We start from the raw sequence: 26,999 nt of genomic DNA on the forward strand, positions 1-26,999 counted from the left end.
AACTTTTCAAACGGGTTCGTTTATAATGCTAATTAGAGTTGATATGAGGAGTGAAATATAAATGAGTGAAGCACAGAAATTATTAGTGGTAGATGATGAAGAAAGAATTCGACGTTTAATAAAAATGTACTTAGAAAAAGAGGACTTTGAAATAGATGAAGCGGCAGATGGGAAGACTGCCTTGGAAATGGCTCTGCAAAATAATTACAGCGCTATTATTTTAGATATTATGATGCCGGAAATGGATGGCATCCAAGTATGTGAGGAGCTGAAAAAAGAAAAGGATACACCAGTTATTATGCTGACAGCTCGCGGAGAAGAATCGAATCGTGTGCAGGGATTTGAAGTAGGTGCAGATGATTATATTGTGAAGCCGTTCAGCCCGAGAGAAGCAGTATTACGGGTGAAAGCGATTCTGCGCAGAGTTTCTAACTTGAATTATCAGCAATCCGATACGACTGCCAAAAATCTATTAGTGTTTCCACACTTGACTATTGACCATGATGGACACCGGGTTACAGCAGATAATCAGGAAGTCAGCTTAACACCAAAGGAATATGAGCTGCTTTGTTTTCTGGCAAACTCTCCGGATAAAGTATTTAATCGGGAGCAATTATTAAAAGAAGTATGGCAATATGAGTTCTTCGGCGATCTTCGTACAGTCGATACACATGTGAAGCGTCTACGCGAAAAACTAAATTCTGTTTCTTCCGAAGCTGCGAAGATGATTGTGACAGTGTGGGGAATCGGCTATAAATTTGAGGTTGAACAAGACTGATGTTTTGGAAAAGCGTTGTCGGAAAATTATCATTAACGATTTTATTATTAGTATCCTTTGTGTTATGTGTATTGATGTTTTTTTTAATGCAGTTCTTTGAAAATTATCATATACAAGAAGCTGAAAATGATATGTCACAAATGTCTGAGAAAATTTCTTCGTTGGTAGATTCAGATTATGATACGGAATTTATTGAGGATGCAACAGAAATGCTGAGAGATCCTTCCAGCCGTGTTGTCATTTATTATGCTGATGAGGAACAGTGGATTTCGGGCACTGAGGATACGGATTTGGATTTTATTAATGAATCGTGGATAATAAACGATGCAGAAGCACAAAACTTGACCAGCCAGGTGGCATCACAGAGTTCACAAGGATTAGTCGTGGACGAAAATGAGGTTATTTCGGTAGGCTCTCCTCTAGAGGACGGCGGGGCAGTATTTGTATTTAAATCATTGGATATGATTAACGAAACAAGAGATCAGACAACCAAGCTGATTTTATTGAGCGGCGGAATTGCTATTCTCTTAACAACTTTTTTTGCCGTATTCTTATCATCCCGGGTTACAGCACCATTAATTAAAATGCGGGAGGCAGCTTATAATTTGACCCGCGGGGAGTTCAACACGAAAGTACCTGTGCTGACACGGGACGAGATCGGTGATCTAGCGATTGAATTTAACCGGATGGGAAGCCAGCTTAATTATCATATTCAAGCTTTGAGGCAGGAGAAAGAGCAATTATCAAGTATTGTAAGCTCCATGGCCGATGGTGTCTTTACATTGAACAGAGATGGTGAAATTGTTGTCATCAACCCGCCTGCGGAAGCGTATTTAGATAATTGGAATTATGAGCATAAACAGGGAGAACATAAAGAGAGACAGCTTCCGACAAAACTCAAGGATGCGCTTAATGAAGTGATAGCTGAAGAAAGAGCGGTTTTAAAGGAGTCTGTTCTACAAGGAAGGAACTATGTGATGCTCGTCACTCCTTTATATGATGAATCTCATGTCCGCGGCTGTGTTGCTGTTATCCGTGATATGACAGAAGAGCGCCGCCTTGATAAATTGCGCAAGGACTTTATCGCAAATGTGTCACATGAATTACGTACGCCTATTTCCATGCTTCAAGGGTATAGTGAAGCCATCGTTGATGATATTGCCGAAACAAAAGAAGACAAGAATGAGCTGGCTAAAATTATTTATGAGGAATCGCTCCGGATGGGCAGACTAGTTAATGAATTACTTGATTTAGCACGGATGGAAGCAGGGCAAATCCAGCTCCATGTTGATTCTGTTGCTGTTCAGGCCTTTGTAGAGCGTATTGTTCATAAATTTCAAGGTATCGTCCAGGATAACGAAGTGGAGCTCACCTTAACGTTAGATATGCATGAACAAATCGGGGAGATGGACGCGGATCGTATCGAACAAGTATTGACCAATTTAATTGATAATGCCATTCGTCATTCGGAAAAAGGCGGAAAGGTAGAAGTACATGCGCTTAGTAATTCCGATTTCCTTCATGTGGAGGTAGAAGACAACGGCAGCGGCATTCCGGAGGAGGATCTGCCATTTGTTTTTGAACGTTTTTATAAAGCGGATAAATCAAGAGTAAAGAAAGAGAAACAGGGAACTGGCCTGGGACTTTCTATTGCCAAAAATATTATTGAAGCCCATCAAGGGAAAATTCAAGTGAGAAGCAGACTGGATATTGGCACAACTTTTAGTTTTGAAATACCTATGAAACATTCCTAAAAAAGGAAAGATATGATAATATAACGGTATATTTAAATATCTATTGAGAGACGGGAAGGTCGCCTCAGTTGGCATGCCTTCTCTTTCTCCAGCTCTATATATTAAAATAAAGAAACGGCAGCGGACAGGGTACTGATATAGGTTCACAGCCGGTCAGACTTTCTTTACGAATAAGATGGAGCTGGCTATAGGGGGGAGATAAGAAATGAATAAGTGGCTGAAGTTTTTAAGTATTATGCTGTTATCCTTCGTTTTTCTTGCGGCATGTGGTAATGATGAGGGAGCTGAAGAAAATGAAAGCTCTAATACTTCGGTAAGCACCAATGAGTCAAGCGGAGAAGCTCAGGAACTTGCCGAAGATGAAGTACGTATAACGATAACGATTGATGAAGGAAACGAGAATGTATCAGAAGAGGTCGTACAAGTAGAAGAAGGAGATATTCTTTTGGATGTGATGAAGGATACTTTCTATGTAGAGGAAGACAGCGGCTTTATTACTTCTATTGAACGTGTATCAGATGATGCAGATGAAGGAAAATATTGGATGTATTTTGTAGATGGTGAAGCTGCAGAAGTCGGCGCTGGAGAATATGAATTGAATGGCGGCGAAGAAATTATCTTTGATTTACAATCGATGGAATAAGAAATGAACACATACAAGCTGACATTACTTGCACTCCTTGCAACACTGGCTGTTGTAGGCAGATATGCGTTTCAATTTATCCCTAATGTTCAGCCTGTTACCGCAATTATTATTTTAACAGGTATTTTCCTTGGACCAATGTCAGCTGTTATATTAGGAATATTAGTAGTATTTCTTTCTAATATGCTGCTTGGAATGGGAATTTGGACTGTCTGGCAAATTATTTCATGGTGTGTCATTGGCATAATCGCAGGTATCATGGGAATCACTTGGAAAAGAGTACCATTTATTTTTATAATTATTTTTTCTGTGGTCAGCGGTTATTTTTACGGATTTATTATTTCTTTAACCACGTATCAGGTAACAGGATATTTTTGGCCATATTATTTGGCAGGACTTCCTTTTGACACAGCACATGCAATTGGTAATGCAGTGTTTATCACTCTTTTATATCCATTGCTTCATGCATTATTTCAAAGATATGCCAAAAATAGATTTCGAATAAAGGATTAACCGGTAAACGATCGAAAAACTGCTAAACGGCAGCCTTTTCGGTCGTTTTATTGTTTATTTCTTTTCCTGTACCAGACAGATAGAACAATAATAAAGAAAATACATGTCGCTAAGCTGGCTATTGCGAAGAAAATGGAAGTTTGAAGTAAATTAGTGAAGGAGTAGAAAAAGCCCATTGCTATTAAAGCAATGAAAACATACGCTTTTTTCTTATCCTTTCCAGACACGCATTTTATCGAAGTGCAGCTGACTGCAAGGCTCCAATATCAAGAAAGAATGTAAGTGAAACTATCTGGCTGGGGAAAACATGGAAAGCGTATTGTTTTCGCCAACGGTGGCATTAATCTGACAAACTTAGTTAAAGTAGTCTCATTCAGCAGAGGTGAAAATCCGCTTGAAAGAAATATCATTTATCATCCTGCATATATAAACATCCATCCATTCGTGATATACTTTTCTATGAAATCAAATGAATTTTTATGATATAAAAACAGGAGTCAAACAAATGTCTATATTTTTAACCTATGAAGAAATTCTGCTCAAATGCGAGGAGATAAATGCAAAATATGAAATAAACCAGGAACGATTTGATGAAATTGTCGATGGCATCCTGGTTAAAGAAGATGTGTCAGCGGATGATAAAATTGCTCAAGCATTCGCTCAGCTGCTTCAGGCGGTAAGTGAAGAAATCAGTGATATGGAATCGACAGCTGATCTTATGCCAACATGTCAGATGGGCTGTGCTTTTTGCTGCTACTTTCCAATTATTACAAATAAGATGGAAGCCATGCTGATCAAAGATGCTATTTCTAAAATGCCTGCAGATCGAAAGCATTTTATTGAAAATCATCTTAGCGATTATTATCAAGTTTATGAAGAAAAAGTAGAGCAGCTAAGTGGCATCGATATCATTTCTGATCCAGATGCAAAATACAAATACAAAAAAGAGCAGCTCCCATGCCCATTTTTGAACTTGAAAACGAATGCTTGTATGGTCTATGAAGTACGCCCGCTGCCGTGCCGAACCTATGTGAATTATACGAATCCCAAAGTCTGTGCGGATAATATCATGCCTAAGGAAACCATCAGTTATGAATTTCTGTATCAGGAATATATGGGTGCAATGAATGAATTATTACAATACCTTTATGAAAATGACAGGATAGAGAAAATGGATTATCCTGGAGATTTGTATCAAGAGGGTTTATTAATCAATTGGATGAAAGAGTCTGTATTATAACTTTTTTAGAGAATGCTTTTGTATGAATGGTGGTGTCAGGATGCTTTTTCAAGGGATTCTTATTGAATGTTTCCAAAAAATAAATCAAGAGCGTACAACCTCCAGTGTTTACAATCTTTTAATCGGGAAAAAAGCCATTCAGACTATACAGGATGCCAGATTTTATCATATTGCTGACTACTACGGCATTTATCCTGATTTAACGAAAACAGACTATTATCAACAGCTGCAACAATTACTGGAGAGGAATTATTTGCTGGCGGATGACGAGCAGAGGCTGCAAATAACAAAAAAAGGACAGGAGTGGCTTACAGCCAATAAAACAACGCTTGCTGGATTTTATGGTTCGACTTACAAAAACATGATTGAGTCCTTCAAGCAGCGGTTTCTGCTTTTCATTCAGACCTTTACAAACATTGCTAAGAACGAATATCGATTCATTCCTATTACAGATAATCACGAAATCGAACAATTTGTAAAAGGCTTTTATAAACAATATAAGCATCGTTCCATGGTATTGCTTCAGCAGCTGTATAAGGAATTAGAACATGCCTTATCGATGGTGTCTGATTTAGAAGCCTCGATGTTTGTTGACCGTCTGACGAGTTTTTCTTCCTATGGAAGCAGTTTGCAGCAGCTTTCCCAGGATTATCAGCAGTCTATTCCAGATTGTTATTTAACCTTGCAGAAGGTGTTTTATCATTTATTATACGTACAGGAGTATGGCGAAGAATATTCAATGCTTAAGCTTTTCGCTAAAGACTTGGGTACTGCGGATACACCTTTAAGCCAAACAGCACAATTTACACGCCGGTTATTGAAAAAACAGCATACTTTTGAGGAAATCATTCAAATTCGCCGGTTAAAAGCAAATACGATACAGGATCATTTTGTGGAGATTGCCATGCATGAAGAAGCGTTTCCTTTTTTTGATTACTTAGATTCAACGATTTACGAAGAAATTAAAGAAGTTGTACATAAAAAGCAAACCTATCGTTTAAAAGAAATTAAAAATAATGTTCATCCGGATATCAGCTACTTCCAAATTCGCTTGGCACTGGTCTTATATAATAAATAGGGGGTGAGAATCATTCACTTAGAAGAAGCATTACATCAACATTTTAATTATGATTTCTTTCGTCAGGGACAGAAAGAAATCATTTCTGATGTCCTGCGTGGAGAGGATGTCCTCGGCGTATTGCCCACCGGCTCTGGTAAATCTATCTGCTATCAGCTGCCTGCAAAGCTGTTAGATGGCATCACCCTTGTTGTATCACCGCTTATTTCTTTAATGGTCGACCAAGTAAAGGAATTAAAAGCGGCTTCCTTTAAAGAAGTAATTGCTTTAAACAGTTTTTTACCTTTTCAAGAACAGCAGAGAATATTAAAAAATTTAGATGCTTACCGGCTTATCTATGTTTCGCCGGAGTGGCTGCAAAAAAGTGCACATTTAAATTATTTGAAACAGCTGCCTGTTAAATTGTTTGTCGTCGATGAAGCGCATTGTATCTCACAATGGGGACACGAGTTTCGGCCAGATTATCAGCGGCTGCATGAAGCAATAGCAGCATTAAATCATCCGCGGGTATTAGCGCTGAGTGCTACAGCAACTCCAGACGTGCAAAGAGACATTATCCAGAGCCTGCATAAACCGGATATGAAAAAGCATATCTATCCAATGGATCGGAAAAATATTGCTTTTTGTGTAGAGGAAGCAGAAAATGATCAAGAAAAATTAGAGCGCATTACAGAAATTATTGCATCGTATGCTGTTCCCACATTAATCTATTTTACAAGCAGACAGGCTGCAGAGGAGGTTGCTTTGTCTCTGGCCGCCAAGCATCCGGAACGAAATATTGCCTATTATCACGGAGGAATGGAAGCAGCAGAGCGCCTGCGGGTCCAACAGCAATTTATGAGCAATCATATTGATATCATCTGCTGTACAAGCGCATTTGGAATGGGAATTAATAAACCGGATATACGGCTGGTCATCCACTACCATCTTCCACTTCAGATAGAGTCATATATTCAAGAGGTAGGCAGAGCTGGGAGAGATGGAAAATCCAGTGTCGGTATGATTCTTTATCAGAAAGGTGATTTTCGTCTGTCGGCGAACATGGTGAAAAATGAACTGCCGGCGATAGAGAATATAGACCATCTGGTTTCGACGATTGTTGCCCTTCAGCGTCAGCATATGGATTTACCGTCTCCAGAACAGCTGCATATGCTTTTGGATATCAACGAAGGAGCAGCACGTTTTATTCAAAGACAGCTCCAAAAGCATGGGCTCCTTCGCGATAATGAATGGTTGATAGATGAAGAGAAGTGGAAGCAAGTTAGAGTTAGTGTCATGAACTATCTGGAGAAAAGACAATTATATAAAAACAAGAAGCTCAATGAATTGTATCAATGGATCCAGACAAAGAATTGTTTGCGGAAAACACTTTACCATCCTTTTCAAAATGGATTTGAGAAGCCGTCTGATCAATGCTGCAGCAATTGCGGATTTGATTGGAGTAAGTGGATGCCTTCATCGTCTTTCAAAACTGCAGAAGCCTCTTATCCTGTGAACTGGCGTAAAAAACTTCAGCGAATTTTACATTTGGAAGAGGTATAAGATGAAACAATATGACCTGTTAAAGCAAATGTCCGTCAAAGAGCGAAGGATTCAATTATTTTTTTCACAAGGTTTATTATTCCTGATAGCGATAATTATGAGTTTTTTCCTTTTTGATTCCTTTTTCGATTGGATGCACCTTTTCAAATGGGATACAAAAGAAATTTTCATCTTTGGTTTTTTATCTGCTGTTATAATTGTTTTAATTGAAATTGCTATCGTGTATACAATGCCAAAAAAGTGGTGGGATGATGGCGGAATCAATGAACTTATATTTAAAAATCAGCCGATTGGTTTTATTTTTATATTCACGCTGACGGTGGCCATTTGCGAGGAACTTCTATTTAGAGGTGTTGTCCAGACAACTTTTGGGTATGTATTTGCAAGTATTCTTTTTGCTGCTGTTCACATACGATATATTAAGAAGCCTGTTCTATTTTCCGCTGTATTAGCCTTAAGTTTTTATATCGGCTGGGTTTATGAACATACAGCTAATTTAATTGTACCTATTGTCATGCATTTTTTTATTGACTTTCTACTTGGTTTAGTTATACGGTTAAACAAATGAGGTGATGGCATTGAGTTCCAAACAAAATGATCAGGCAGAAGCATTAAGACAAGCTATTCAAGATATAACAGAACATAAACCGGAAGAAACCAGACAAGCAGGCTCAGATGAGGAAGAACAATTGGAACAGGCATCTGTTGAAATAGATATATTGAATCTTCCTCCAAGAAATGAAGTACATAAAGGCAACCATAAAATGCGCTGGAAACTGAATCTTCCATTACTGCGTTTTATTTTCATGGTTGTGGTTCTTCTGGCACTTGCCGGTGTCTTTCTTTGGTTTACTTAAATTAAGACAAGCATCATATCATTCAATAATCACATAAAATGTTATAATAAATGTACAAGCATAGGAAGAATATATATAATGAAACTTCATTCACCAGAAGTTTTTGCTTATCTCTGTGATAAACAGGTTTATATAATAAATAAACGCTATGCTCATTTATAACCCATTTTCAAAACGATACAAGCAGGTTATGTTCATCATTTGAAAATAGTGCATATATTAATATAAATACTTGTTGCAAAAGTGAAGAAGATAAGGGGGATGCAGTATGCGGATCGAACGAATTTCAACAGACCAGTTTAAAATTTTTCTCACGTTCGATGATCTAATAGAAAGAGGATTTACCCGTGAGGACTTGTGGCATGATGCATCTAATGTTCGTACGCTGTTTAGTGATATGATGTACGAAGCAAGCAGTGAACTGGGAATGGAGTTTGAAGGAATGTTACTTGTACAGGTGCATCTCATGCAAGCTCAGGGAATGCATATTTTTGTTACCCATCAATACGACGATGCCGATATTGAAATAGATGATGAATATATTGAAATGAAAGTGACACTTGATGAAAGCAAAGAGCTTATATTTTCATTTGATGACTTTGAAGATGTAATTGCTGTGGCCGGTTATTTACCGAATATGCATATCAAAGAATCGAATGTGTATTTTATGGAGAACCGTTATTTTATGATGCTGGATCCTTATGTGCAAACAGCCCGGCATAAGGAAAATATTATAGGACTGATGTCAGAATTTGCTCATCCAAGTATCTTAACTTCCCATCGTTTACAGGAATACGGCAAGATTATTTTTGAAAGCGACGCAATAGCTAAAATCAATCATTATTTTGCTTCCTAAAAGGATGGACAAATGGGGAAGCAGAAAGCCCCTTGTTTGATTAAAAACTTCTCATCCAGCCGGTCACCTCTTTCATTGCATATTTTGTATGAAAGTGTATACTAAACCATGAGTGAGTAAAACATTGATATAATGGTAGGGGGTAAATATTAATGGCAGGCGATAAAGCAGGAGATGCTTCCCAAGCTAAAAAACAAGAAAATACGGATGTGTTAAATTCAACGTTATCTATTGTGGAAACCGCATTAAATAAACTTGGTTACCCTGAAGAAGTTTTTGATTTATTAAAAGAACCTTTGCGTATGCTTACTGTTCGTATTCCAGTCCGTATGGACGATGGTAAGGTGAAAGTCTTTACCGGTTATAGAGCCCAGCATAATGATGCGATTGGTCCGACAAAAGGCGGCATTCGTTTCCATCCGGATGTTACGGAAACAGAAGTGAAAGCACTTTCGATATGGATGAGTTTAAAAGCCGGGATTGTAGATTTGCCTTATGGCGGAGCAAAAGGCGGTATCATTTGTGACCCGAGGGAAATGTCTTTTAGAGAACTGGAAGCTTTAAGCCGCGGGTATGTTCGGGCGGTAAGTCAGATTGTCGGTCCGACAAAAGATATTCCGGCTCCAGATGTATTTACAAATTCACAAATCATGGCATGGATGATGGATGAATATAGTAAAATCGATAAATTGAATAATCCTGGTTTTATTACCGGAAAACCAATTGTTCTCGGCGGGTCTCACGGCAGAGAATCGGCAACAGCTAAAGGGGTAACGATTGCTTTAAATGAAGCGGCGAAAAAGAAAGGCATCGATATCAAGGGAGCCCGGGTCGTTATTCAGGGATTTGGGAACGCAGGAAGCTTTCTATCAAAATTTCTGCATGATGCCGGAGCAAAAGTTGTCGCAATCTCAGATGCTTATGGGGCATTACATGACCCGAATGGTTTAGATATTGATTATCTGCTGGATCGCCGTGACAGTTTTGGAACCGTAACTAAACTATTTGATAAAACGATTACAAACAAAGAATTATTTGAGCTGGACTGTGATATTATTGTTCCGGCAGCGGTACAAAACCAAATTACAAGAGATAATGCACATAATATTAAAGCCTCAATTATTGTAGAAGCAGCCAATGGCCCGACGACAATGGAAGCAACGAAGATCCTTACCGACAGGGATGTCCTTATCGTTCCGGATGTTCTGGCATCAGCCGGGGGAGTTACAGTATCCTACTTTGAATGGGTACAGAATAACCAGGGCTTTTACTGGACAGAGGAAGAAATCGACAGACGATTACATGAAATCATGATTAATTCTTTTAACAATATATATCATATGGCAAAAACAAGAAAAATTGATATGCGGCTGGCAGCTTATATGATAGGTGTAAGGAAAATGGCTGAAGCTTCCCGTTTTAGAGGCTGGGTTTAATTCATAAGGAAATAAATAAAAAACTCTTCCATGATAAGAGTTTTTTATTTGTGTAGAAGAAAAGCTTTTGTATTGCGATGCAGTCTGCTTCGTTGTACGATAGTAAATGAAAAATTTTTACGTGATAATATAGAATAAATCAGCGATTGGTTCTCTGATTAATAGCGGATGAATCGTTTTTCTAAGTGATGGATGAAGGAAGGATAAGAAATGCTAGACGAAAAAATTATTATTATTGGAGCTGGACCATGCGGAATGGCGTGTGCTTTAGAGCTTCAGCAAAAAGGCGAAAACCCTTTATTAATTGAAAAAGGAAATGTTGTTCAGACAATCAGCAACTTCCCAACTCACCAAACGTTTTTTAGCTCAAGTGACCGTTTAGAAATTGGCGGTGTCCCATTTATCTCTGAAAATAAAAAGCCGGTGCGCAATCAGGCAATGGTCTATTATCGGGAAGTTGCCGAACGAAATGAACTGCGTATAAATGCGTTTGAAACATTAGTGTCTATTGAAAAAGATGAAGAGCATTTTTGCTTAAAAACTGTTAAAAATAATGGAAGTGAGAATGAATATCGTGCGGAAAAAGTAATTATGGCTACTGGATATTATAACCAGCCTAACTACTTAGATGTCCCAGGAGAATCATTGCCTAAAGTAACCCATTATTTTAAAGAGGCACATGAATTTTTTAATCAAAAAGTTGCTGTTATCGGCGGTAAAAACTCTTCTGTAGATGCAACGCTGGAACTGCATAAAGCCGGGGCAGATGTCACCGTCATTTATCGTGGAGATATCTATTCGGAAAGTATTAAGCCATGGATTTTGCCAGAGTTTGAATCACTTGCCAGAAATGGGAAAGTGGATATGGTTTTCGGCGCATCTGTAACAGAAATAACCGATACGCATTTAACTTATGAAAAAGAGGGGCAGGAAGTAACGATCGAGAATGACTTTGTCTTTGCTATGACAGGCTATCGTCCGGATTATAGCTTGTTAAAGCAAGCTGGTGTGGAGATTAATCTGGAGAATGGCAAGCCTGTTCATGATGAGAACACGATGGAAACAAATGTGAAAAATTTATATATTGCCGGCGTAGTAGCTGCAGGATATGATAATAACAAAGTATTTATTGAAAATGGACGTTTCCATGGAGAGCAAATTGCTGCATCTATCTGCTCCAGATAATGACATGCTTTGGAACAGATAAAGCGGGAGGCCTGTTCTTCCTCTCGCTGCCGCATGCAGCTTGAACTTTATTTCAGTAAAAATTATTGTGATATACTAATAGATGATGCAGATAACTAACCAATAAAGAAGGTAATAACATGAAAAAAGTGTTGATGATTGCAACAGGAGGCACCATTGCAAGTGATAAAAACGAGGAGAGCGGTAAACTGGCTTCTGGTGTATTAACTGGAGAAGATATTATTGAAAAATGTGATGTTCCCTCCTATATTCAGGTGAAGGTGGATTCTTTCTTTCAAAAAGCTAGTATGCATTTAAACTTTTCTGATTTAATAAAAATCAAAGAAAAGTTAGACGAGTACTTAAATGAAGAAGCTTTCGACGGGATTGTAATCACACAGGGAACAGATACACTGGAAGAAGCTTCTTATTTTATGCACCTTATTTCAAACTACCATATTCCAATTGTATACACCGGATCGCAGCGTTCACCTAAAGAGGTGGGGACAGATTCCTTTATAAATATTAAAAATGCAATTTTGGCAGCCTGCAGTGAAGATTTAAAGGATGTCGGTGTGACGGTTGTATTCAATGAGCGTATTTTCCATTCCCGTTATGTCCGAAAAGAGCATGCTTCGAATATCCAAGGTTTTAATGCTTTTGGCTACGGCTATTTAGGAATTATTGATAACAACACGGTTCGAGTATTCCAAAAGCCGACGTACCGGGAGCATTTAGAGTTAAAAAAAGAGCTCCCGACGGTAGATATTATTAAAGTATATATGGAAACTGACGGAAAATATATCCAAGCAGCGATAGACAATGAAGTAGATGGACTGGTTCTGGAAGGTGTCGGCAGAGGACAAGTATCTCAGGCTATGATGCCTGCGATTAAAGAATGTATCCGAAAAGGGATAAAAGTAGTAATTACGACCTCTGCTGTGGAAGGAGAAGTTTATCCTACCTATGATTATGAAGGAAGTACCTATGATCTTATGGAGAATGGAGTACTTTTGGGAAGAGATTATGATAGTAAAAAAGCAAGAATTAAACTTCTTGTGGGAATGGCAAGTAACGCGGAACTGGAACATTTATTTGATATATAATTGTTTACCGACTAAAGAAGAGGAGTAAGAATCAATGATAGCTGCTCTATCTGCTGGTATAGCCCCTGCTGTAGCTTTTATGACGTTTATTTATTTGCGTGACCGTATCACAGAGCCGCTTTGGCTGATAGTACGTATGTTTATCGCCGGCGCATTGATTGTGTTGCCGATTATGTTTATTCAGTATGGTATTCATGCGGAGCTGGACAATATCCCGATTGTTGCAGAAGCTTTTCTATTTAGTGCGTTTCTGGAAGAGTTCTTCAAATGGTTTATGTTCATGTTCTTAATTTATCAGCATGATGAATTTGATAACCATTACGATGGAATTGTGTATGCCAGTGCAATCAGTTTAGGATTTGCTTCCTTGGAAAATGTATTTTATTTATTATCAAATGGAGTTGAATTTGCATGGATGCGTGCACTGTATCCTGTTTCTTCACACGCTCTGTTTGGAATTATTATGGGATATTATTTAGGAAAAGCAAAAATGAAACCAAAAAACAAACACAAATACTTGACGATTGCCTTTGTACTTCCATTTCTGCTGCATGGAATATATAACTACATATTACTCGGATTAAATCAATTTATTATTATCCTGTCGATATTTTTAGCTGGTGTATGGTTTTTTGCGATTTATCGTTTAAAGCATGCCAGAATGTATGATATCCGTTTCCTCCCAGACAAAATGTATAAAAGTAATAGATAAGAAGCTGACGAAATAGTTGTTCGTCAGCTTTTTTTGTGGCAAAAAGACGATTAAAACCGGCATGAAACAGGACAGAAAATGTATCCGCGAGAAAGCAATTAATTCGATTTTCATTGTTTATGAATAAAAAGAGGAATTGCACAAAAAATAGACGTAGATAAAACGAAACTTCATTCAGCTTAAGATTATCTGCTGGATGTTAGTTGAGTGGTTCAGGGAGTTAGCGCCTGTTATCTCCAACCTCAATAAATATATTTTCACTCTCTATTTCGAGGCAGGAGTTTTACGGGCGGTTCTCCGTGAGAAAATTTCTCATTTGCCAATCTTTTGCCGGCTATCCCTTTAAATATTAGAAGCAGCTGGTATGAAAAGAAAGGTTTATAGGAAGAAAATGGAGGCATCAATATGAAAAGACATCGCAAGCCTATGATTTTTAGCTTTACCCTTTTTATATTTCTATCTGCATTTATTTTTGCAAAACCAGAACAGACAAGTGCATTTAGTGATCAAGTGATTCAACAAGGAGCAGTTGGAGATGACGTTATTGAATTACAAGCCAGATTAAAACATATCGGTTTTTATAATGGCAAAATAGACGGTGTTTTTGGCTGGGGAACTTACTGGGCTTTAAGAAATTTTCAATATGAATTTGGAATGGAAATCGATGGGCTGGCCGGGCAGGCAGCAAAGGATAAGCTGACGCAGGCGACAGAATTCGATAAAGAGAAGGTGAAGCAAGAAATGTATGGGACTGGCTCTGCTCCATCCGGAGGGAATAATGGAGGAGAAGAAAGTACCCCTACCAGCTCGGTAAATGTCCCGCAAGGATATTCTAATAATGATATCCAGCTAATGGCAAACGCAGTATATGGAGAAGCAAGGGGAGAGCCTTATGAAGGCCAAGTGGCAGTTGCAGCAGTTATCCTCAATCGGGTAAACAGTGAGCTGTTTCCTGATACAGTATCCGGAGTTATCTTTGAACCGAGAGCATTTACAGCAGTGGCGGATGGGCAGATATGGCTGGAGCCGAATGATCAGGCCCGAGAAGCAGTGCTGGATGCGATTAATGGCTGGGACCCCTCTGGTAATGCACTCTATTATTTCAATCCAGATACCGCAACTTCAGGATGGATTTGGACCAGACCACAGATTAAGACAATTGGAAAACATATATTCTGCAGTTAGAAAGGTGTGAAATGAAATGTATCGTTGGATTACCATTACATTGTTAACCGTAGCCCTTATTTCTGTTTCCATTTGGGGCTACCAGACAAATAAACAAAAAAATGATTTATACGTTCAAGCAGAAAATGAATATCAGAGATCCTTCCATGAACTCACCTACAATATGGATGTGTTAAACGACCAGATTGGGACCTCACTGGCAATGAATTCGCCAGATAAATTATCACCGCAGTTTGTCGATATTTGGCGAATCAGTTCCAATGCACATGCCAATACCGGGCACTTGCCAATGGGATTGTTGCCAATTCATAAAACAGAGCAATTTCTCTCAGAGTTAGGAGATTTCACTTATCAGACGGCTGTTCGTGACTTGGATAACGACCCATTAACAGAGGAAGAAACAGCGCAGCTGGAAGAATTCTATCAACAATCTGGAGAAATACGGGATGAACTCAGAGAAGCGCAGCATCACTCCTTAAGTGATGGTTCGAAATGGATGGACGTAGAACAAGCATTATTAAATACAAATGACGAAAAAGATAATGATATGGTCAATAGCTTCCAAGCGGTAGAAGAAACTTTTGATACCTCTACGGAGGAAACGCCTGAAAACAGTACAACCAGTACAGAAACGGAAGAACATTCTTATAAAAATATAGCAGGTCACGATCTTTCAGAAGAAGAAGCCATGAAGGAAGCCGAAAAGCTTTTTGGCAAAGAAGACGGAACCGATTGGACGGTTACAAAATCTGGGGACGGGGCATTAACGCCAATGTATAGTGTCTCCTATGATGAAAATGGGGAAAGAGGCTACGCAGATTTAACTGTGCAGGGCGGCCATCCGCTTAACTTATTAGTTTCAAGAGAAATAGGCGGCAAGCAATTAAGCTTGAATGAAGGGTTTGAAATAGCAAAGGATTACCTTTCAGAGCTGGGATTTGATGAAATGGAGCTTTTCCAGAGCAGTGAATATGATCAAGTCGGTATATATTCTTTTGTCTATGAAGATGATGGAGTTCGAGTTTTTTCGGATGCTGTCGAGGTGAAGGTAGCTTTAGATAATGGAGATATTACCGGTCTGACGGCAAATAATTACTTTAAAAATCATACAGAACGGGATATACCAGAACCGGCTATTTCAGAAGAAGAAGCACGTGATGCAGTAAATCAGGGTGTGAAAATTCAAGAAAACCATCTAGCGATTATTGATGATAATCAGGGTGAAGAGATTCTCACCTATGAATTTTTAGGAACCAGAGATGACGCGACGTATCGCATATTTATTAATGCTGAAACAGGGGAAGAAGAAAAAATTGAGAAAATGACAGATGCGGAAATTAATTACAATTCTGTAATATAAGTAAAAACATTCTTAATAGTAACCGCCTTCGAGAATTTATTTTATACATTTTCGAAGGCAATTTTCTTTGTTATTCTTACAAATAAGAAGTCTTATGGAGCGTCTGACTTTAGAATCCTGAAAGCAGAGATATAGAAATGTTCAAGAAAAATTGCAGGTGTTCTCGACTGTTTAATAAATTGGGAATATGTTATGATAGAGTAGTGTAGAACTCGCTTGGCAATTGTCAGGCTTTTTAATGGCAGGAGTGAAGAGAATGGAGCTTATTTCAATTGCAATTGACGGTCCGGCAGCAGCTGGAAAGAGTACGGTTGCTAAACAGATTGCAAAAAAGCTGGGTATTATTTATGTGGATACTGGAGCGATGTATAGGGCGCTTACTTATCAGACCCTGCAGGAGAATATTGATCTGGAAGATGAAAAAGCGGTCATGGAAATTTTAAATAAGATTGATATCAGGCTTGCACAGGATAAAGAAGGACAGCGTGTATTTATCAATGAGAAGGATGTCACGGAGGCAGTACGCTATCCGGATGTTACAGCGTCCGTTTCGGTTATTGCGAAGCATCCATTGGTTCGAAAAAAAATGGTGGCTGCTCAGCAAGAGCTTGCACAGGATAATAGTGTTGTCATGGACGGACGCGATATAGGATCGCATGTTTTGCCGGATGCGGATGTGAAAATATTTCTTATCGCTTCTGTAACAGAACGAGCCAAGCGCCGCTTCGAGGAAAACAGGCAAAAAGGCATCCCCGCTGATTTACATACACTGGAAAAAGAAATAGAAAAGCGGGATGAACTCGACTCTACCCGTGAGGCATCCCCGCTGGTCAAAGCGGAAGATGCGGTTGAATTGGATACTACTTCCTTATCCATTGATGATGTGACAAATAAAATTCTCGAGATATGCCAGCCATTCATTGAAAAACTTGGCATTCGCTAACGTGTTGCTTTTTTGGAATACCTTGGACTCTGAAGGGTAAGCTTGTTAACGAATACCTTCGTTGTTAATTGTATGTGAATGGGGGAATAACCTTCCCCTGTTCCATGCAAAAGTTTAAAAACCGGAGGCGGGCCTCCATGCTGTATTATTTGGGTAAATTTTTAATAAGTATTCTTTTTTATCCGTTATTTCGAGTTAAAGTGACTGGCAGACAGCATATACCGAAAAAAGGACCAGTCATTATTTGTTCCAATCATACTTCTAACCTTGACCCGCCTGTGGTAGGAATGACAGCATCTAGAACAATCCATTTTATGGCAAAGGAAGAGCTTTTCAGCGGAAAAATCTTAGGTGGTATCTTAAAAAGGGTCCACGCTTTTCCGGTCAATCGGGGACTGGCTGACCGGAATGCTTTAAGAGGCGGCCTGAAAATTTTAGAAGAGGGAGGAAAGCTCGGCTTGTTTCCGGAGGGGACAAGAAGTAAGGATGGCAAACCGGGAAACGCATTGCCTGGAGTCGGCTTTTTTGCACTCCGATCACAAGCGGAAGTCGTTCCCTGTGTCATTATGAGTGATTATAAATTATTTCGTCGGACGAAGGTTGTTTATGGAAAACCAATGGATGCAGAAGCTTTTCGAAAAAATAAATCTTCTGCAAAAGAAATGTCAGAGGGAATTATGGAAGAAATCAGAAATTTATACGAAATTCATAAAAATTAATTGACTTTACTTGACAAATAAAACTAATTATTAGAAGTTATAGGTAGAACATATGAATAATCTTTTTCTATTCGAATGTGTGAATAGGCGAACTGTAACTAGGAGGCTAAGGATATGAGTGAAGAAAATAAAGACCTTCAAGCATTAGAAGTTGGTGCTACAGTGACGGGAACAGTTGTAAAATTAGAAGAAAAACAAGTTCTTGTTGATATCGGATATAAAACAGAAGGTATTTTACCGATAAGCGAACTTTCCACGCTCCATGTAGAGTCTACAACTGATGTGTTAGCTGAAGGGGAAGAAGTCACTTTAAAAGTAAAGAAAATCGATGATGATGAAGTTGTATTATCAAAAAAAGCTGTAGATGCAGAACAATCCTGGGAAGAGCTTGAAAGAAAATATGAACAGGGTGAGACTTTTGAGACAACAGTGAAGGAAGTTGTTAAAGGCGGACTAGTTGTGGATGTAGGAGTACGCGGCTTTATTCCTGCCTCTTTAGTTGAAACCTATTACGTGGAAGATTTCAGTGATTATTTAGATCGTACGTTAAAAGTGAAAATCACGGATATGGACCGGACCCAAAACCGGGTGATCTTATCCCATCGTGCGATTGTAGAGGAAGAAGAAAAAGACAGAAAAGAAAAAGTTCTGCAATCATTAAACCCTGGTGATGTAATTGAGGGTGTCGTACAACGTATTACCAATTTTGGTGTATTTGTTGATTTAGGAGGAGTTGATGGGCTTGTCCATATCTCCCAATTAGCGCATGAGCATGTTGAAAAAGCTTCAGATGTTGTTTCTGAAGGAGATAAAATCAAAGTAGAAGTTATTTCTGTCGATTTAGACAGTGAACGTATCTCTTTATCTCATAAAAATACGCTCCCTGGACCTTGGGCAGAAGTAAGTGAAAAAATTAAACCTGGTTCCACTGCAGAAGGTGTTGTCAAGAGACTGGTCAGCTTTGGAGCATTTGTTGAACTATTGCCTGGTGTTGAAGGCCTTGTTCATATTTCTCAAATTGCCAACCGTCATATCGGCACACCACAGGAAGTCCTTGAAATTGGACAGCCTGTTACAGTGAAGGTATTAGATGTGAATGAAGAAGAACAGCGCATTTCTTTAAGCATCAAAGAATTGGAGCAGGAACAAGAAGAAAAAGAATACAAGCAATATGAAAAATCCGATGATCAGCCCGGCTTTCAGCTTGGTGATGTGATTGGAAATAAATTAGATAAATACAAAAAATAATAACAATAATCATTAGAAAACGAAGAATGCCGCCCAGAGTTTTGGTGACATTCTTCGTTTTTTCTTTACTGCTAAAAAGCTGCATATCAATGTGCAGCTTTTTTAGTACAATAAGGCCGAGTGAATAGGGGTTTTATAAATAATCCGTTTAAAAAAAGCCATACTAACACATAAGAAAAAGAGGTGGTTTGTATGGAAATTGAATATTACGCACAAGCAATTTTATTTGGAGTGGTTGCGGGGACACTGGCCAGATTAATCACATTACGTAGTGATTATAGGCAGTATCCCACCTATCTGCATGGCAGGATTATTCACTTATCATTAGGATTTATAGCTGCGTCACTTGGTGCATTGGCAATTCCTGCTTTATTGGAAATGGAATTTACAGCCGTAACCTTCTTAACGGTAGCCGCAACTCAATTTAGAGATGTCCGGAATATGGAGCGAAATACGTTAACAGAACTGGATCAATTCGAGCTGGTCTCCAGAGGCAGCACTTACATTGAAGGGATTGCTATTTCTTTTGAAGGAAGAAATTATCTTGTTATGTTTGCAGCCTTTTTAACAACGTTTGCTTATATAAATTGGGGATGGTTTCCTTCCACCGTTGTTGGTGTATTAACCATCGTTGCAGCGCTTAGCTTTATGAGCGGGTCTTCGTTAAGAGATATTGTTGAAATAGAAGAATCAGATATCTCCTTTGACGGGGCCGGCTTGTATGTTGATAATATTTACATCATGAATATCGGGATAGAAGAGAGGCAAAAAGAGCTTTTAAAGTATGGAATGGGATTTATACTGACACCCAAAAACATTAATGTAATCACGACAATCAGTAATCTGGGGCAGCAGCAGGCCATCTTACATGATGTTTCTGCCACATTAGGAGTTTATAAAGATGCAGGGACTCCTGCATTAACGCCATTAATAAAACGTGATTTAGATGATGGCAGGCTGGGTGTTTTCATTTTGCCGCTTGTTCGGGACGCGGAGCTGGCTAAAAAAGTAATCGGATCCGTTCCAGTATTAGAAAATGCGATTAAGATGCCTTCGGAAGCTACATTTTTAAAAGGGGGTAAAAAGTAAATGATTGTGGAAAAAGCGATTTTAGCTGTCATCACCACAAAAGAAGAGCAAGTTGGAGGAGGGGCTCCTATCTTTATCTGTTCCTCGAATGAGGAGCTTCAATTATTTTCAACCAATCTGGAAGCGATTATGGATGGCATTGCACATCGTTTGAGTGATGAGGTCTATATTATTGTAAAACATTAAAAGGAGGGGACTGCTTCAAATAAAATCATTTTAAACAAGCGCTAATATATTTCGTTGTGGAACTTTCCTACTTTTGCTAGAATAAAGACTGAGATGCAGTGAGATTGTGTATTACTGGATCGTATAACCTGCTGATATTTTAGAAGGAATTTTGAAAAAAGAGAGGATGTTCCTTACGTGAGGAAATCTGTAGTAGCGATTGTTGGTAGACCAAATGTTGGTAAATCAACGATATTTAATCGATTAGTTGGAGAAAGAATTTCTATCGTGGAAGATACACCTGGTGTAACCCGCGATCGTATTTATTCGGAAGCAGAATGGTTAAATCAAACATTTAACATAATAGATACTGGCGGTATTGAAATGGTCGATGAGCCATTATTAAATCAAATGAGACAGCAGGCTGAAATTGCCATTGATGAAGCAGATGTTATTATTTTTATGCTTAACGGCAGAGAAGGTATTACTGCAGCCGATGAAGAGGTTGCAAAGCTTTTATTCAAATCCAATAAGCCGGTTGTTTTAGCCGTGAACAAGATGGACAACCCCGAAATGCGTGAAATGGTGTATGAGTTTTATGCCTTGGGATTTGGACAGCCGTTTCCTATTTCCGGAACACATGGTCTCGGGCTGGGAGATATGCTGGATGAAGTAGTGGCTCACTTTCCGGAAAATGAGGAAACAGAAAAAGAGGACGATACGATTTACTTTAGTTTAATCGGCCGACCAAATGTAGGAAAGTCCTCCCTGGTAAATGCTTTATTAAATGAAAATCGCGTGATTGTAAGTGAAATAGAAGGCACAACCAGAGATGCTATCGATACGAAATTACGTAAAGATGACCAAGATTTTGTGATTATTGATACAGCTGGAATGCGTAAACGCGGTAAGGTTTATGAAAGTACAGAGAAATACAGCGTTTTAAGGGCGCTGCGGGCGATTGAACGCTCAGACGTGGTCTTGGTATTAATTGACGCAGAAACGGGCATCAGAGAGCAGGATAAGAAGATTGCGGGTTATGCACACGAGGCAGGCCGGGCAATTGTTATCGTTGTAAACAAGTGGGATACGGTGGACAGTGACGAAAAAGCAATGAAGGATTTTGAAACAAAAATCCGGGCGCATTTTCAGTATTTAGATTATGCACCAATTGTATTTTTGTCTGCAAAAACAAAAAAACGGCTTCATACGCTGATTCCAATGGTTCAATTAGCAAGCGAAAATCATTCGAAGCGTGTTCAGACAAATGTTCTCAATGACGTGATTATGGATGCCATTGCAATGAATCCGACGCCAACATTGAAGGGGAGAAGGCTGAAAGTGTTATATGCGACACAGGTAGCTGTGAAACCGCCTAGCTTTGTCGTGTTTGTGAATGACCCGGAACTCATGCATTTTTCTTATGAACGATTTTTAGAGAATAAAATTAGAGATGCTTTTGATTTTGCAGGAACTCCGATAAAAATATTTGCACGGCGGAGACAGTAAAGGGGAGAGATACGATGCGTAAGGTTGCAGTACTTGGAGCAGGCAGCTGGGGAACAGCACTTGCAATAGTTTTAGCTGATAATGGGCATGAGGTGCGATTGTGGGCACATCGACAGGAGCATGTAGACGAAATCAACCAAACTCGCCGGAATAACAAATACCTGGACGTTGATATTCCCGACGCTATAACTGCATTTCATGACATGAAGGAAGCTGTAAAAGATGCAGATGCAGTTGTTATCGTTGTTCCGACAAAAGCAATTCGTGAGGTTTGTCAGCAGTTAAAAGATGATATTCATTCAAGCACACAGATTATCCATGCGACAAAAGGGATTGAGCCCGGTTCGTTGAAACGTGTATCTGAAATGATTTCGGAGGAGATTCCTGATTTCCCTTATGAGAACATTGTGGTGTTATCCGGACCGAGTCATGCAGAAGAGGTGGCATTGCGTCATCCGACGACAGTATCTGTATCAGCAGTCAATCTGGACAGGGCCCGTCAAGCGCAAGATTTATTCAACAGTGAAAATTTACGTGTTTATACAAGCGATGATATTTTGGGGATCGAAGTCGGAGGAGCTCTCAAAAATATTATTGCATTAGGAGCCGGTATTTCAGATGGTCTCGGCTATGGAGATAATGCAAAAGCAGCTTTGATTACACGCGGTTTAGCCGAAATTGCCCGCCTTGGTACATCCTTGGGAGCTAATCCATTAAGCTTCCTTGGTCTGTCAGGTGTAGGAGATTTGATTGTTACCTGTACAAGTGTCCACAGCAGAAACTGGAGAGCTGGAAACCTGTTAGGTAAGGGGATGAATCTCGACCAGGTTTTAGAAGAAATGGGCATGGTGGTAGAAGGTGTCCGGACAGTGCAGGCAGCACACCAATTTGCGGAAGAGCAGGGTGTTGAGATGCCGATTACCCAAGGAATCTTCCAAGTGCTTTTTGAGGATAAAAAACCAAAGGACGTTGTAGACGAATTAATGAGCCGGAATAAGCGTCAGGAAATGGATGATATAAGCAATCTTTTAAAAGAACGTTATTCGGATAAGTAACACATAACTTTCCTTCTTGCATATACTGTGACGAATGAACTGCAAGGAGGAAATCATGTGAATAATTTTCAAAAAGGTATGTTTGATAAGATACAAAAGAACACAAACATTCGTCCTGAGGAAGTCTATAAAGTAGCTGATTCGGTAAAGCATGCAAATTTTTCGGATGAAAAAACCGTTCGAAATCTTGTGAAACAGCTTTCACAGATGGCAGGTAAACCCCTTTCAAAAGAAAAAGAAGACAAAATTGTACAATCCATTGTCAAAAATAAAATGCCTGGGGATGTCAATTCGTTAAATAATTTATTTAAGAAATAGGTTTTTATCACAGTATAACTGGCTGTGCAATTCCCGTGTCACGAAAATGAGAGAACTCGAAAATTCTATGCGGGAATAGTGGCAGCCAGTAGCGGCCTGATACATCGGGTCTGCAGGATGTATGCTACAAAGGCGCCCAAGATAACATTTTACGATGGGGCGAGTAACCGCGGTCCTAGCCTTTGTTCTTTATTCAGCGGGGATAAAAAAATCTCCGCTGAATAAAGTTTCACTTTATAGGCAGTTGAGTATACAGATTTTCAAAATACTGCATAAGATAAATCGCACCAGCATTCAAGGAATAGAGTTGCTGAGGATATTATTTAGTCAACCTGTGGTGAAGATACCCCCTTTGCCGCAGGTTTTTATATGAAGAAAAGACAATTTCAACTGAATGCGAAAGAAAGCGTTTAAAATGTTCAATGTTTCGTCAGTTATCTTAGAGTACATCGCCCAGAAGTTATGTTATAATAGCATCTGGTAAAATGTATTTTGATTGAAATAGGGGTGAACGCTTTGTCAGTATCCATGTTAATGATGTATATATCCTTTGTCGGGATGTTTTTATTAATCTTAGCTACAGGCTTGATTGTCTGGAGCAGAACAAAGCTGCGAGGCTGGTTTGGCAGTATTATTACATTTTTAGCTTATATAAGTCTCGTCAGCGGTGCTTTGATTATTTTATATGTTACATTTAGTGGACCAACAAGATAGGAAAAGGAGTTTCATGATGAAATATACATATTTATTGACGATACCCTTTATGTTCTTGCTTTTAAGCGGCTGTATGTATCCTCAAAGCGAGCGGTCGGAAAATCAGATTCCGAATGAAGAACAGTTAGCTGTTGTCCAGCAGGCAGTTGAAACCTATAGAGAAGAGGAAGATGGTTTAGTGCCGATTCAGACGAAAGACAGCGACACACATATCTTTGAAAAGTATTTGATTGATTTTAAGCAGATGCTGGAGAAAGGTTATTTGTCTGAACTGCCTGGAAACTCTTTTGAAGAGGGCGGCGTCTATCAGTATACGATTATTGACCCGGAAGACGATTTGCAAGTCCGCCTTATTGATTTACAAACCACGGAGCAATTGCGAAGCGTCAATGTACGATTAGACGTTTACAGGCAAGAGCACACATATCCAGCTTACGGACAGCAGATCACAGATCAAATATACACGGTGGATTATGAAAAGCTCGGATTAAGTGAACCGCCGACTGCGAAAAGTCCTTATTCGCAGGCTGATTTGCCGATTGTGATGGATTTAGACGGCAAATTATATATTGATTATTCTTATGATTTGAATCAGGCGCTGGAAGAGGATAATCATGGCTATGAAGAGGGCGATGATATCCGTTATCTTTTAGTGGATAATTATCCGTTTGTTCCAGCATATTCCCTGCCTTATACCGTAGAAGATGGACAAGCCGTATTTATGGAAGAAGACTAAATAGAAAAGCCATGCAGTTTCAATAATTGAACTGTATGGCTTTTTTTGAAGAATAAAAATGTTTATAAAAATAGCCGCTCCGGAAAAACACTACGCTTTCCATGGGCTTGCGCTCAGCTTCCTCGAAAAAAAGAAGTTCACTTTTTTCTGCGGTGTCTTCACACTGGGACTGGGACTGCGATTACTCGTCCCATCGAAGAGCTTTTGCGATTACTTGCCCCACCGAAGACCATTGCGCTTTCCCATAGGAGTCTCCGTGTTTTTCCACCGCTAGAATCAGCTTCATTTCTTTGAAAGAAAGCAAATAAAACATATTTCTTCAAAGATGGGAGCGGAGGGAAGTCGACTCCTGCGGGAAAAGCAACAGGTGAAGACCCCGCAGGAAGCAGTTTTCTTCCGAGGAGGCTGAACGTTGCCCGCGGAAAGCGACTTCCCGCAGCGGACATCGCTTCGGCGAGGACACCGGTGATTTAAAGACCAACCAATATTTTTGGTTTTCTTTGTCGTCTTCAAACAAAACAGAATAAATAGATTCATGCTGCATATACATGAGATATAAAGTTTGTTTATAAACACCTGTGTTTTATTTGTAGCTTGCTTAGAGGACCTTTTAAAGTCAAATATGACGTCTGATGGACGTGTGATAAAAATGTGTAAAACTTAGTCATAATCTAATAGGACAACGTCATAGACTGTTAGTGTCCAACTATTACGGGTGATGTATATCAAAGTACGGAGATCGGGAGGGGATCTTTTGGAAAAAACAGATATTTTTAAGGATATATCGAAACGTACAAATGGCGACATATATCTTGGAATCGTCGGAGCAGTCCGTACGGGAAAGTCCACCTTTATTAAGAAATTCATGGAGTTGGTTGTACTTCCTAATATTGAAAGTGAAAGTGAAAGAGCAAGAGCACATGATGAATTACCGCAGAGCGCAGCAGGAAAAACCATTATGACAACAGAACCAAAGTTTGTTCCGAATCAGGCTGTTCAAGTAAATGTGGAAGATGGATTAGATGTAAATGTCCGTCTTGTTGATTGTGTTGGATACGCTGTAGAAGGGGCGAAAGGGTTTGAGGACGAAAATGGCCCGCGTATGATTCATACACCGTGGTACGAGGACCCTATCCCGTTTCATGATGCAGCAGAAATAGGAACCCGTAAAGTAATTCAGGAGCATTCTACCATTGGCGTTGTCGTGACAACAGACGGTACTATCGGTGAAATAGATAGAGAAGACTATATTGAAGCTGAGACAAGAGTGATTGAAGAGTTAAAAGAGGTTGGCAAGCCATTTATTATGGTAATCAATTCTACAGAACCGCACAGTCAAAAAACAACTTTGCTTCGGGAAGAGCTGACGGAGCAGCATGATATTCCGGTATTAGCGATGAGCGTAGAAACAATGACAGAACATGATGTCTATAGTGTACTGCGTGAAGCATTATTCGAATTTCCGGTACTTGAGGTAAATGTAAACCTGCCTAGCTGGGTAATGGTTTTAAAAGAAGATCACTGGCTTCGTCAAAATTATCAGGAGGCCATTCAAGATACCGTAAAGGATATAAAACGCTTGCGTGATGTCGACCATATCGTTGGCCATTTCAGAGATTATGAACATATTGAAGGTGCCAATTTAGCAGGGATGGAGATGGGCGAGGGTATTGCCGAAATCGACTTGCATGCCCCTGATCAGTTATATGACCATGTTCTGAAGGAGATTGTCGGGGAGGAGATTCGAGGTAAAGACCATTTATTAGAGCTAATGCAGGATTTTGCCTATGCGAAAAGAGAGTATGATCAAGTTTCAGGTGCTCTGCAAATGGTAAAACAAACCGGCTATGGTATTGCTGCTCCCAGTTTAGAGGATATGCAGCTGGATGAACCGGAAATCATCCGTCAGGGCTCCAGGTTCGGTGTCCGTCTGAAAGCTGTTGCCCCGTCTATTCATATGATTCGGGTCGAAGTAGAATCTGAATTCTCTCCTATTATCGGAACCGAAAAACAAAGTGAAGAGCTGGTCCGTTATCTGATGCAGGATTTTGAAGAAGATCCGCTGTCTATCTGGGAATCAGATATTTTTGGCAGATCGCTCAGTTCGATTGTCAGAGAAGGTATTCAAGCTAAAATCTCGTTAATGCCAGAGAATGCAAGATATAAATTAAAAGATACCCTAGAGAGAATTATTAACGAAGGGTCAGGCGGTTTAATCGCTATTATTTTATAAAAAAACACTTCTCGATAAGCAGCTA

27 protein-coding genes are annotated in these 26,999 nt (G+C 39.3%); all 27 read left to right on the top strand.

Annotated elements, in window-relative coordinates:
- Positions 1–61: 61 nt before the first annotated feature.
- The 27 genes from ACZSMY_RS04250 (at position 62) to spoIVA (ending at position 26,974) form a co-directional block, all read left to right on the top strand.
- A complete protein-coding gene (locus ACZSMY_RS04250) occupies positions 62–778 on the top strand; it encodes a response regulator transcription factor (RefSeq protein ID WP_042534207.1) in 717 nt (238 codons plus the stop codon).
- Positions 778–2,532, top strand: coding sequence for an ATP-binding protein (locus ACZSMY_RS04255; protein WP_465147476.1), 1,755 nt, complete (start codon positions 778–780; stop codon positions 2,530–2,532). The genes ACZSMY_RS04250 and ACZSMY_RS04255 overlap by 1 nt, the downstream gene beginning before the upstream one ends.
- A gap of 205 nt (positions 2,533–2,737) precedes the next feature.
- Complete coding sequence (locus ACZSMY_RS04260; protein ID WP_042534203.1) at positions 2,738–3,175, top strand: DUF4430 domain-containing protein; 438 nt, start codon at positions 2,738–2,740, stop codon at positions 3,173–3,175.
- A gap of 3 nt (positions 3,176–3,178) precedes the next feature.
- Positions 3,179–3,688, top strand: coding sequence for an ECF transporter S component (locus ACZSMY_RS04265; RefSeq protein WP_042534201.1), 510 nt, complete (start codon positions 3,179–3,181; stop codon positions 3,686–3,688).
- 505 nt (positions 3,689–4,193) lie between these two features.
- Entirely contained in the window at positions 4,194–4,928 is a 735-nt protein-coding gene (locus tag ACZSMY_RS04270) for a YkgJ family cysteine cluster protein (RefSeq protein ID WP_042534197.1), read from the top strand.
- Positions 4,929–4,968: 40 nt separating this feature from the next.
- The gene (locus tag ACZSMY_RS04275; RefSeq protein ID WP_042536277.1) at positions 4,969–6,006 is read left to right on the top strand and encodes a YpbB family protein; all 1,038 of its coding nucleotides are present in this window, start codon (positions 4,969–4,971) and stop codon (positions 6,004–6,006) included.
- Between the two features lie 3 nt (positions 6,007–6,009).
- A complete protein-coding gene (locus tag ACZSMY_RS04280; RefSeq protein ID WP_042534196.1) occupies positions 6,010–7,548 on the top strand; it encodes a RecQ family ATP-dependent DNA helicase in 1,539 nt (512 codons plus the stop codon).
- Position 7,549: 1 nt separating this feature from the next.
- Complete coding sequence (locus ACZSMY_RS04285) at positions 7,550–8,116, top strand: CPBP family intramembrane glutamic endopeptidase (RefSeq protein WP_193062190.1); 567 nt, start codon at positions 7,550–7,552, stop codon at positions 8,114–8,116.
- 10 nt (positions 8,117–8,126) lie between these two features.
- Entirely contained in the window at positions 8,127–8,405 is a 279-nt protein-coding gene (locus tag ACZSMY_RS04290; protein WP_042534193.1) for a hypothetical protein, read from the top strand.
- Positions 8,406–8,673: 268 nt separating this feature from the next.
- Positions 8,674–9,261 (top strand): genetic competence negative regulator, encoded by a 588-nt coding sequence (locus tag ACZSMY_RS04295; RefSeq protein WP_042534191.1) that lies wholly within the window; start codon positions 8,674–8,676, stop codon positions 9,259–9,261.
- A 152-nt stretch (positions 9,262–9,413) separates the two neighbouring features.
- Positions 9,414–10,697: a Glu/Leu/Phe/Val family dehydrogenase gene (locus ACZSMY_RS04300; RefSeq protein ID WP_042534190.1), complete on the top strand. Its 1,284-nt coding sequence runs from the start codon at positions 9,414–9,416 to the stop codon at positions 10,695–10,697.
- A 210-nt stretch (positions 10,698–10,907) separates the two neighbouring features.
- Positions 10,908–11,882 (top strand): YpdA family putative bacillithiol disulfide reductase, encoded by a 975-nt coding sequence (locus ACZSMY_RS04305; RefSeq protein ID WP_042534188.1) that lies wholly within the window; start codon positions 10,908–10,910, stop codon positions 11,880–11,882.
- Positions 11,883–12,022: 140 nt separating this feature from the next.
- Entirely contained in the window at positions 12,023–12,988 is a 966-nt protein-coding gene (locus ACZSMY_RS04310; RefSeq protein WP_465147477.1) for an asparaginase, read from the top strand.
- A 34-nt stretch (positions 12,989–13,022) separates the two neighbouring features.
- Positions 13,023–13,700, top strand: a complete 678-nt coding sequence (gene prsW / locus ACZSMY_RS04315; RefSeq protein ID WP_042534185.1) for a glutamic-type intramembrane protease PrsW — start codon at positions 13,023–13,025, stop codon at positions 13,698–13,700.
- 426 nt (positions 13,701–14,126) lie between these two features.
- A complete protein-coding gene (gene sleB / locus ACZSMY_RS04320; RefSeq protein ID WP_042536275.1) occupies positions 14,127–14,885 on the top strand; it encodes a spore cortex-lytic enzyme in 759 nt (252 codons plus the stop codon).
- A 16-nt stretch (positions 14,886–14,901) separates the two neighbouring features.
- On the top strand, positions 14,902–16,245 hold the full coding sequence (gene ypeB, locus ACZSMY_RS04325) for a germination protein YpeB (protein WP_465147478.1): 1,344 nt from the start codon (positions 14,902–14,904) through the stop codon (positions 16,243–16,245).
- Positions 16,246–16,501: 256 nt separating this feature from the next.
- Positions 16,502–17,188, top strand: a complete 687-nt coding sequence (cmk, locus tag ACZSMY_RS04330) for a (d)CMP kinase (RefSeq protein ID WP_042534179.1) — start codon at positions 16,502–16,504, stop codon at positions 17,186–17,188.
- 137 nt (positions 17,189–17,325) lie between these two features.
- A complete protein-coding gene (locus ACZSMY_RS04335) occupies positions 17,326–17,907 on the top strand; it encodes a lysophospholipid acyltransferase family protein (protein ID WP_465147479.1) in 582 nt (193 codons plus the stop codon).
- A gap of 114 nt (positions 17,908–18,021) precedes the next feature.
- Positions 18,022–19,155 (top strand): 30S ribosomal protein S1, encoded by a 1,134-nt coding sequence (gene rpsA, locus ACZSMY_RS04340; protein WP_042534177.1) that lies wholly within the window; start codon positions 18,022–18,024, stop codon positions 19,153–19,155.
- Positions 19,156–19,347: 192 nt separating this feature from the next.
- The gene (locus tag ACZSMY_RS04345; RefSeq protein ID WP_465147480.1) at positions 19,348–20,244 is read left to right on the top strand and encodes a YIEGIA family protein; all 897 of its coding nucleotides are present in this window, start codon (positions 19,348–19,350) and stop codon (positions 20,242–20,244) included.
- Positions 20,245–20,430 (top strand): capping complex subunit for YIEGIA, encoded by a 186-nt coding sequence (locus ACZSMY_RS04350; RefSeq protein WP_465147481.1) that lies wholly within the window; start codon positions 20,245–20,247, stop codon positions 20,428–20,430.
- A 177-nt stretch (positions 20,431–20,607) separates the two neighbouring features.
- Positions 20,608–21,918: a ribosome biogenesis GTPase Der gene (gene der / locus ACZSMY_RS04355; RefSeq protein WP_042534171.1), complete on the top strand. Its 1,311-nt coding sequence runs from the start codon at positions 20,608–20,610 to the stop codon at positions 21,916–21,918.
- 14 nt (positions 21,919–21,932) lie between these two features.
- On the top strand, positions 21,933–22,973 hold the full coding sequence (locus ACZSMY_RS04360) for an NAD(P)H-dependent glycerol-3-phosphate dehydrogenase (RefSeq protein WP_042534169.1): 1,041 nt from the start codon (positions 21,933–21,935) through the stop codon (positions 22,971–22,973).
- Between the two features lie 57 nt (positions 22,974–23,030).
- Entirely contained in the window at positions 23,031–23,291 is a 261-nt protein-coding gene (locus ACZSMY_RS04365) for a stage VI sporulation protein F (protein ID WP_042534167.1), read from the top strand.
- A 507-nt stretch (positions 23,292–23,798) separates the two neighbouring features.
- A complete protein-coding gene (locus ACZSMY_RS04370) occupies positions 23,799–24,005 on the top strand; it encodes a DUF2768 family protein (protein WP_306432738.1) in 207 nt (68 codons plus the stop codon).
- Between the two features lie 13 nt (positions 24,006–24,018).
- Complete coding sequence (locus tag ACZSMY_RS04375) at positions 24,019–24,741, top strand: hypothetical protein (protein ID WP_084612976.1); 723 nt, start codon at positions 24,019–24,021, stop codon at positions 24,739–24,741.
- Positions 24,742–25,495: 754 nt separating this feature from the next.
- Positions 25,496–26,974, top strand: a complete 1,479-nt coding sequence (spoIVA, locus tag ACZSMY_RS04380; RefSeq protein WP_042534158.1) for a stage IV sporulation protein A — start codon at positions 25,496–25,498, stop codon at positions 26,972–26,974.
- Positions 26,975–26,999 lie beyond the last annotated feature (25 nt).

The organism is Oceanobacillus sp. B139/18, from assembly GCF_055524595.1.

Coding starts and splice junctions, on each gene's coding strand:
- ACZSMY_RS04255 (WP_465147476.1), top strand. CDS start 778: ATGTTTTGGAAAAGCGTTGTCGGAAAATTATCATTAACGATTTTATTA.
- cmk (WP_042534179.1), top strand. CDS start 16,502: ATGGAGCTTATTTCAATTGCAATTGACGGTCCGGCAGCAGCTGGAAAG.
- ACZSMY_RS04300 (WP_042534190.1), top strand. CDS start 9,414: ATGGCAGGCGATAAAGCAGGAGATGCTTCCCAAGCTAAAAAACAAGAA.
- ACZSMY_RS04310 (WP_465147477.1), top strand. CDS start 12,023: ATGAAAAAAGTGTTGATGATTGCAACAGGAGGCACCATTGCAAGTGAT.
- prsW (WP_042534185.1), top strand. CDS start 13,023: ATGATAGCTGCTCTATCTGCTGGTATAGCCCCTGCTGTAGCTTTTATG.
- ACZSMY_RS04375 (WP_084612976.1), top strand. CDS start 24,019: ATGATGAAATATACATATTTATTGACGATACCCTTTATGTTCTTGCTT.
- sleB (WP_042536275.1), top strand. CDS start 14,127: ATGATTTTTAGCTTTACCCTTTTTATATTTCTATCTGCATTTATTTTT.
- ACZSMY_RS04335 (WP_465147479.1), top strand. CDS start 17,326: ATGCTGTATTATTTGGGTAAATTTTTAATAAGTATTCTTTTTTATCCG.
- ACZSMY_RS04295 (WP_042534191.1), top strand. CDS start 8,674: ATGCGGATCGAACGAATTTCAACAGACCAGTTTAAAATTTTTCTCACG.
- ACZSMY_RS04250 (WP_042534207.1), top strand. CDS start 62: ATGAGTGAAGCACAGAAATTATTAGTGGTAGATGATGAAGAAAGAATT.
- ypeB (WP_465147478.1), top strand. CDS start 14,902: ATGTATCGTTGGATTACCATTACATTGTTAACCGTAGCCCTTATTTCT.
- rpsA (WP_042534177.1), top strand. CDS start 18,022: ATGAGTGAAGAAAATAAAGACCTTCAAGCATTAGAAGTTGGTGCTACA.
- ACZSMY_RS04350 (WP_465147481.1), top strand. CDS start 20,245: ATGATTGTGGAAAAAGCGATTTTAGCTGTCATCACCACAAAAGAAGAG.
- ACZSMY_RS04260 (WP_042534203.1), top strand. CDS start 2,738: ATGAATAAGTGGCTGAAGTTTTTAAGTATTATGCTGTTATCCTTCGTT.
- ACZSMY_RS04345 (WP_465147480.1), top strand. CDS start 19,348: ATGGAAATTGAATATTACGCACAAGCAATTTTATTTGGAGTGGTTGCG.
- ACZSMY_RS04265 (WP_042534201.1), top strand. CDS start 3,179: ATGAACACATACAAGCTGACATTACTTGCACTCCTTGCAACACTGGCT.
- ACZSMY_RS04270 (WP_042534197.1), top strand. CDS start 4,194: ATGTCTATATTTTTAACCTATGAAGAAATTCTGCTCAAATGCGAGGAG.
- ACZSMY_RS04275 (WP_042536277.1), top strand. CDS start 4,969: ATGCTTTTTCAAGGGATTCTTATTGAATGTTTCCAAAAAATAAATCAA.
- ACZSMY_RS04305 (WP_042534188.1), top strand. CDS start 10,908: ATGCTAGACGAAAAAATTATTATTATTGGAGCTGGACCATGCGGAATG.
- ACZSMY_RS04285 (WP_193062190.1), top strand. CDS start 7,550: ATGAAACAATATGACCTGTTAAAGCAAATGTCCGTCAAAGAGCGAAGG.
- ACZSMY_RS04360 (WP_042534169.1), top strand. CDS start 21,933: ATGCGTAAGGTTGCAGTACTTGGAGCAGGCAGCTGGGGAACAGCACTT.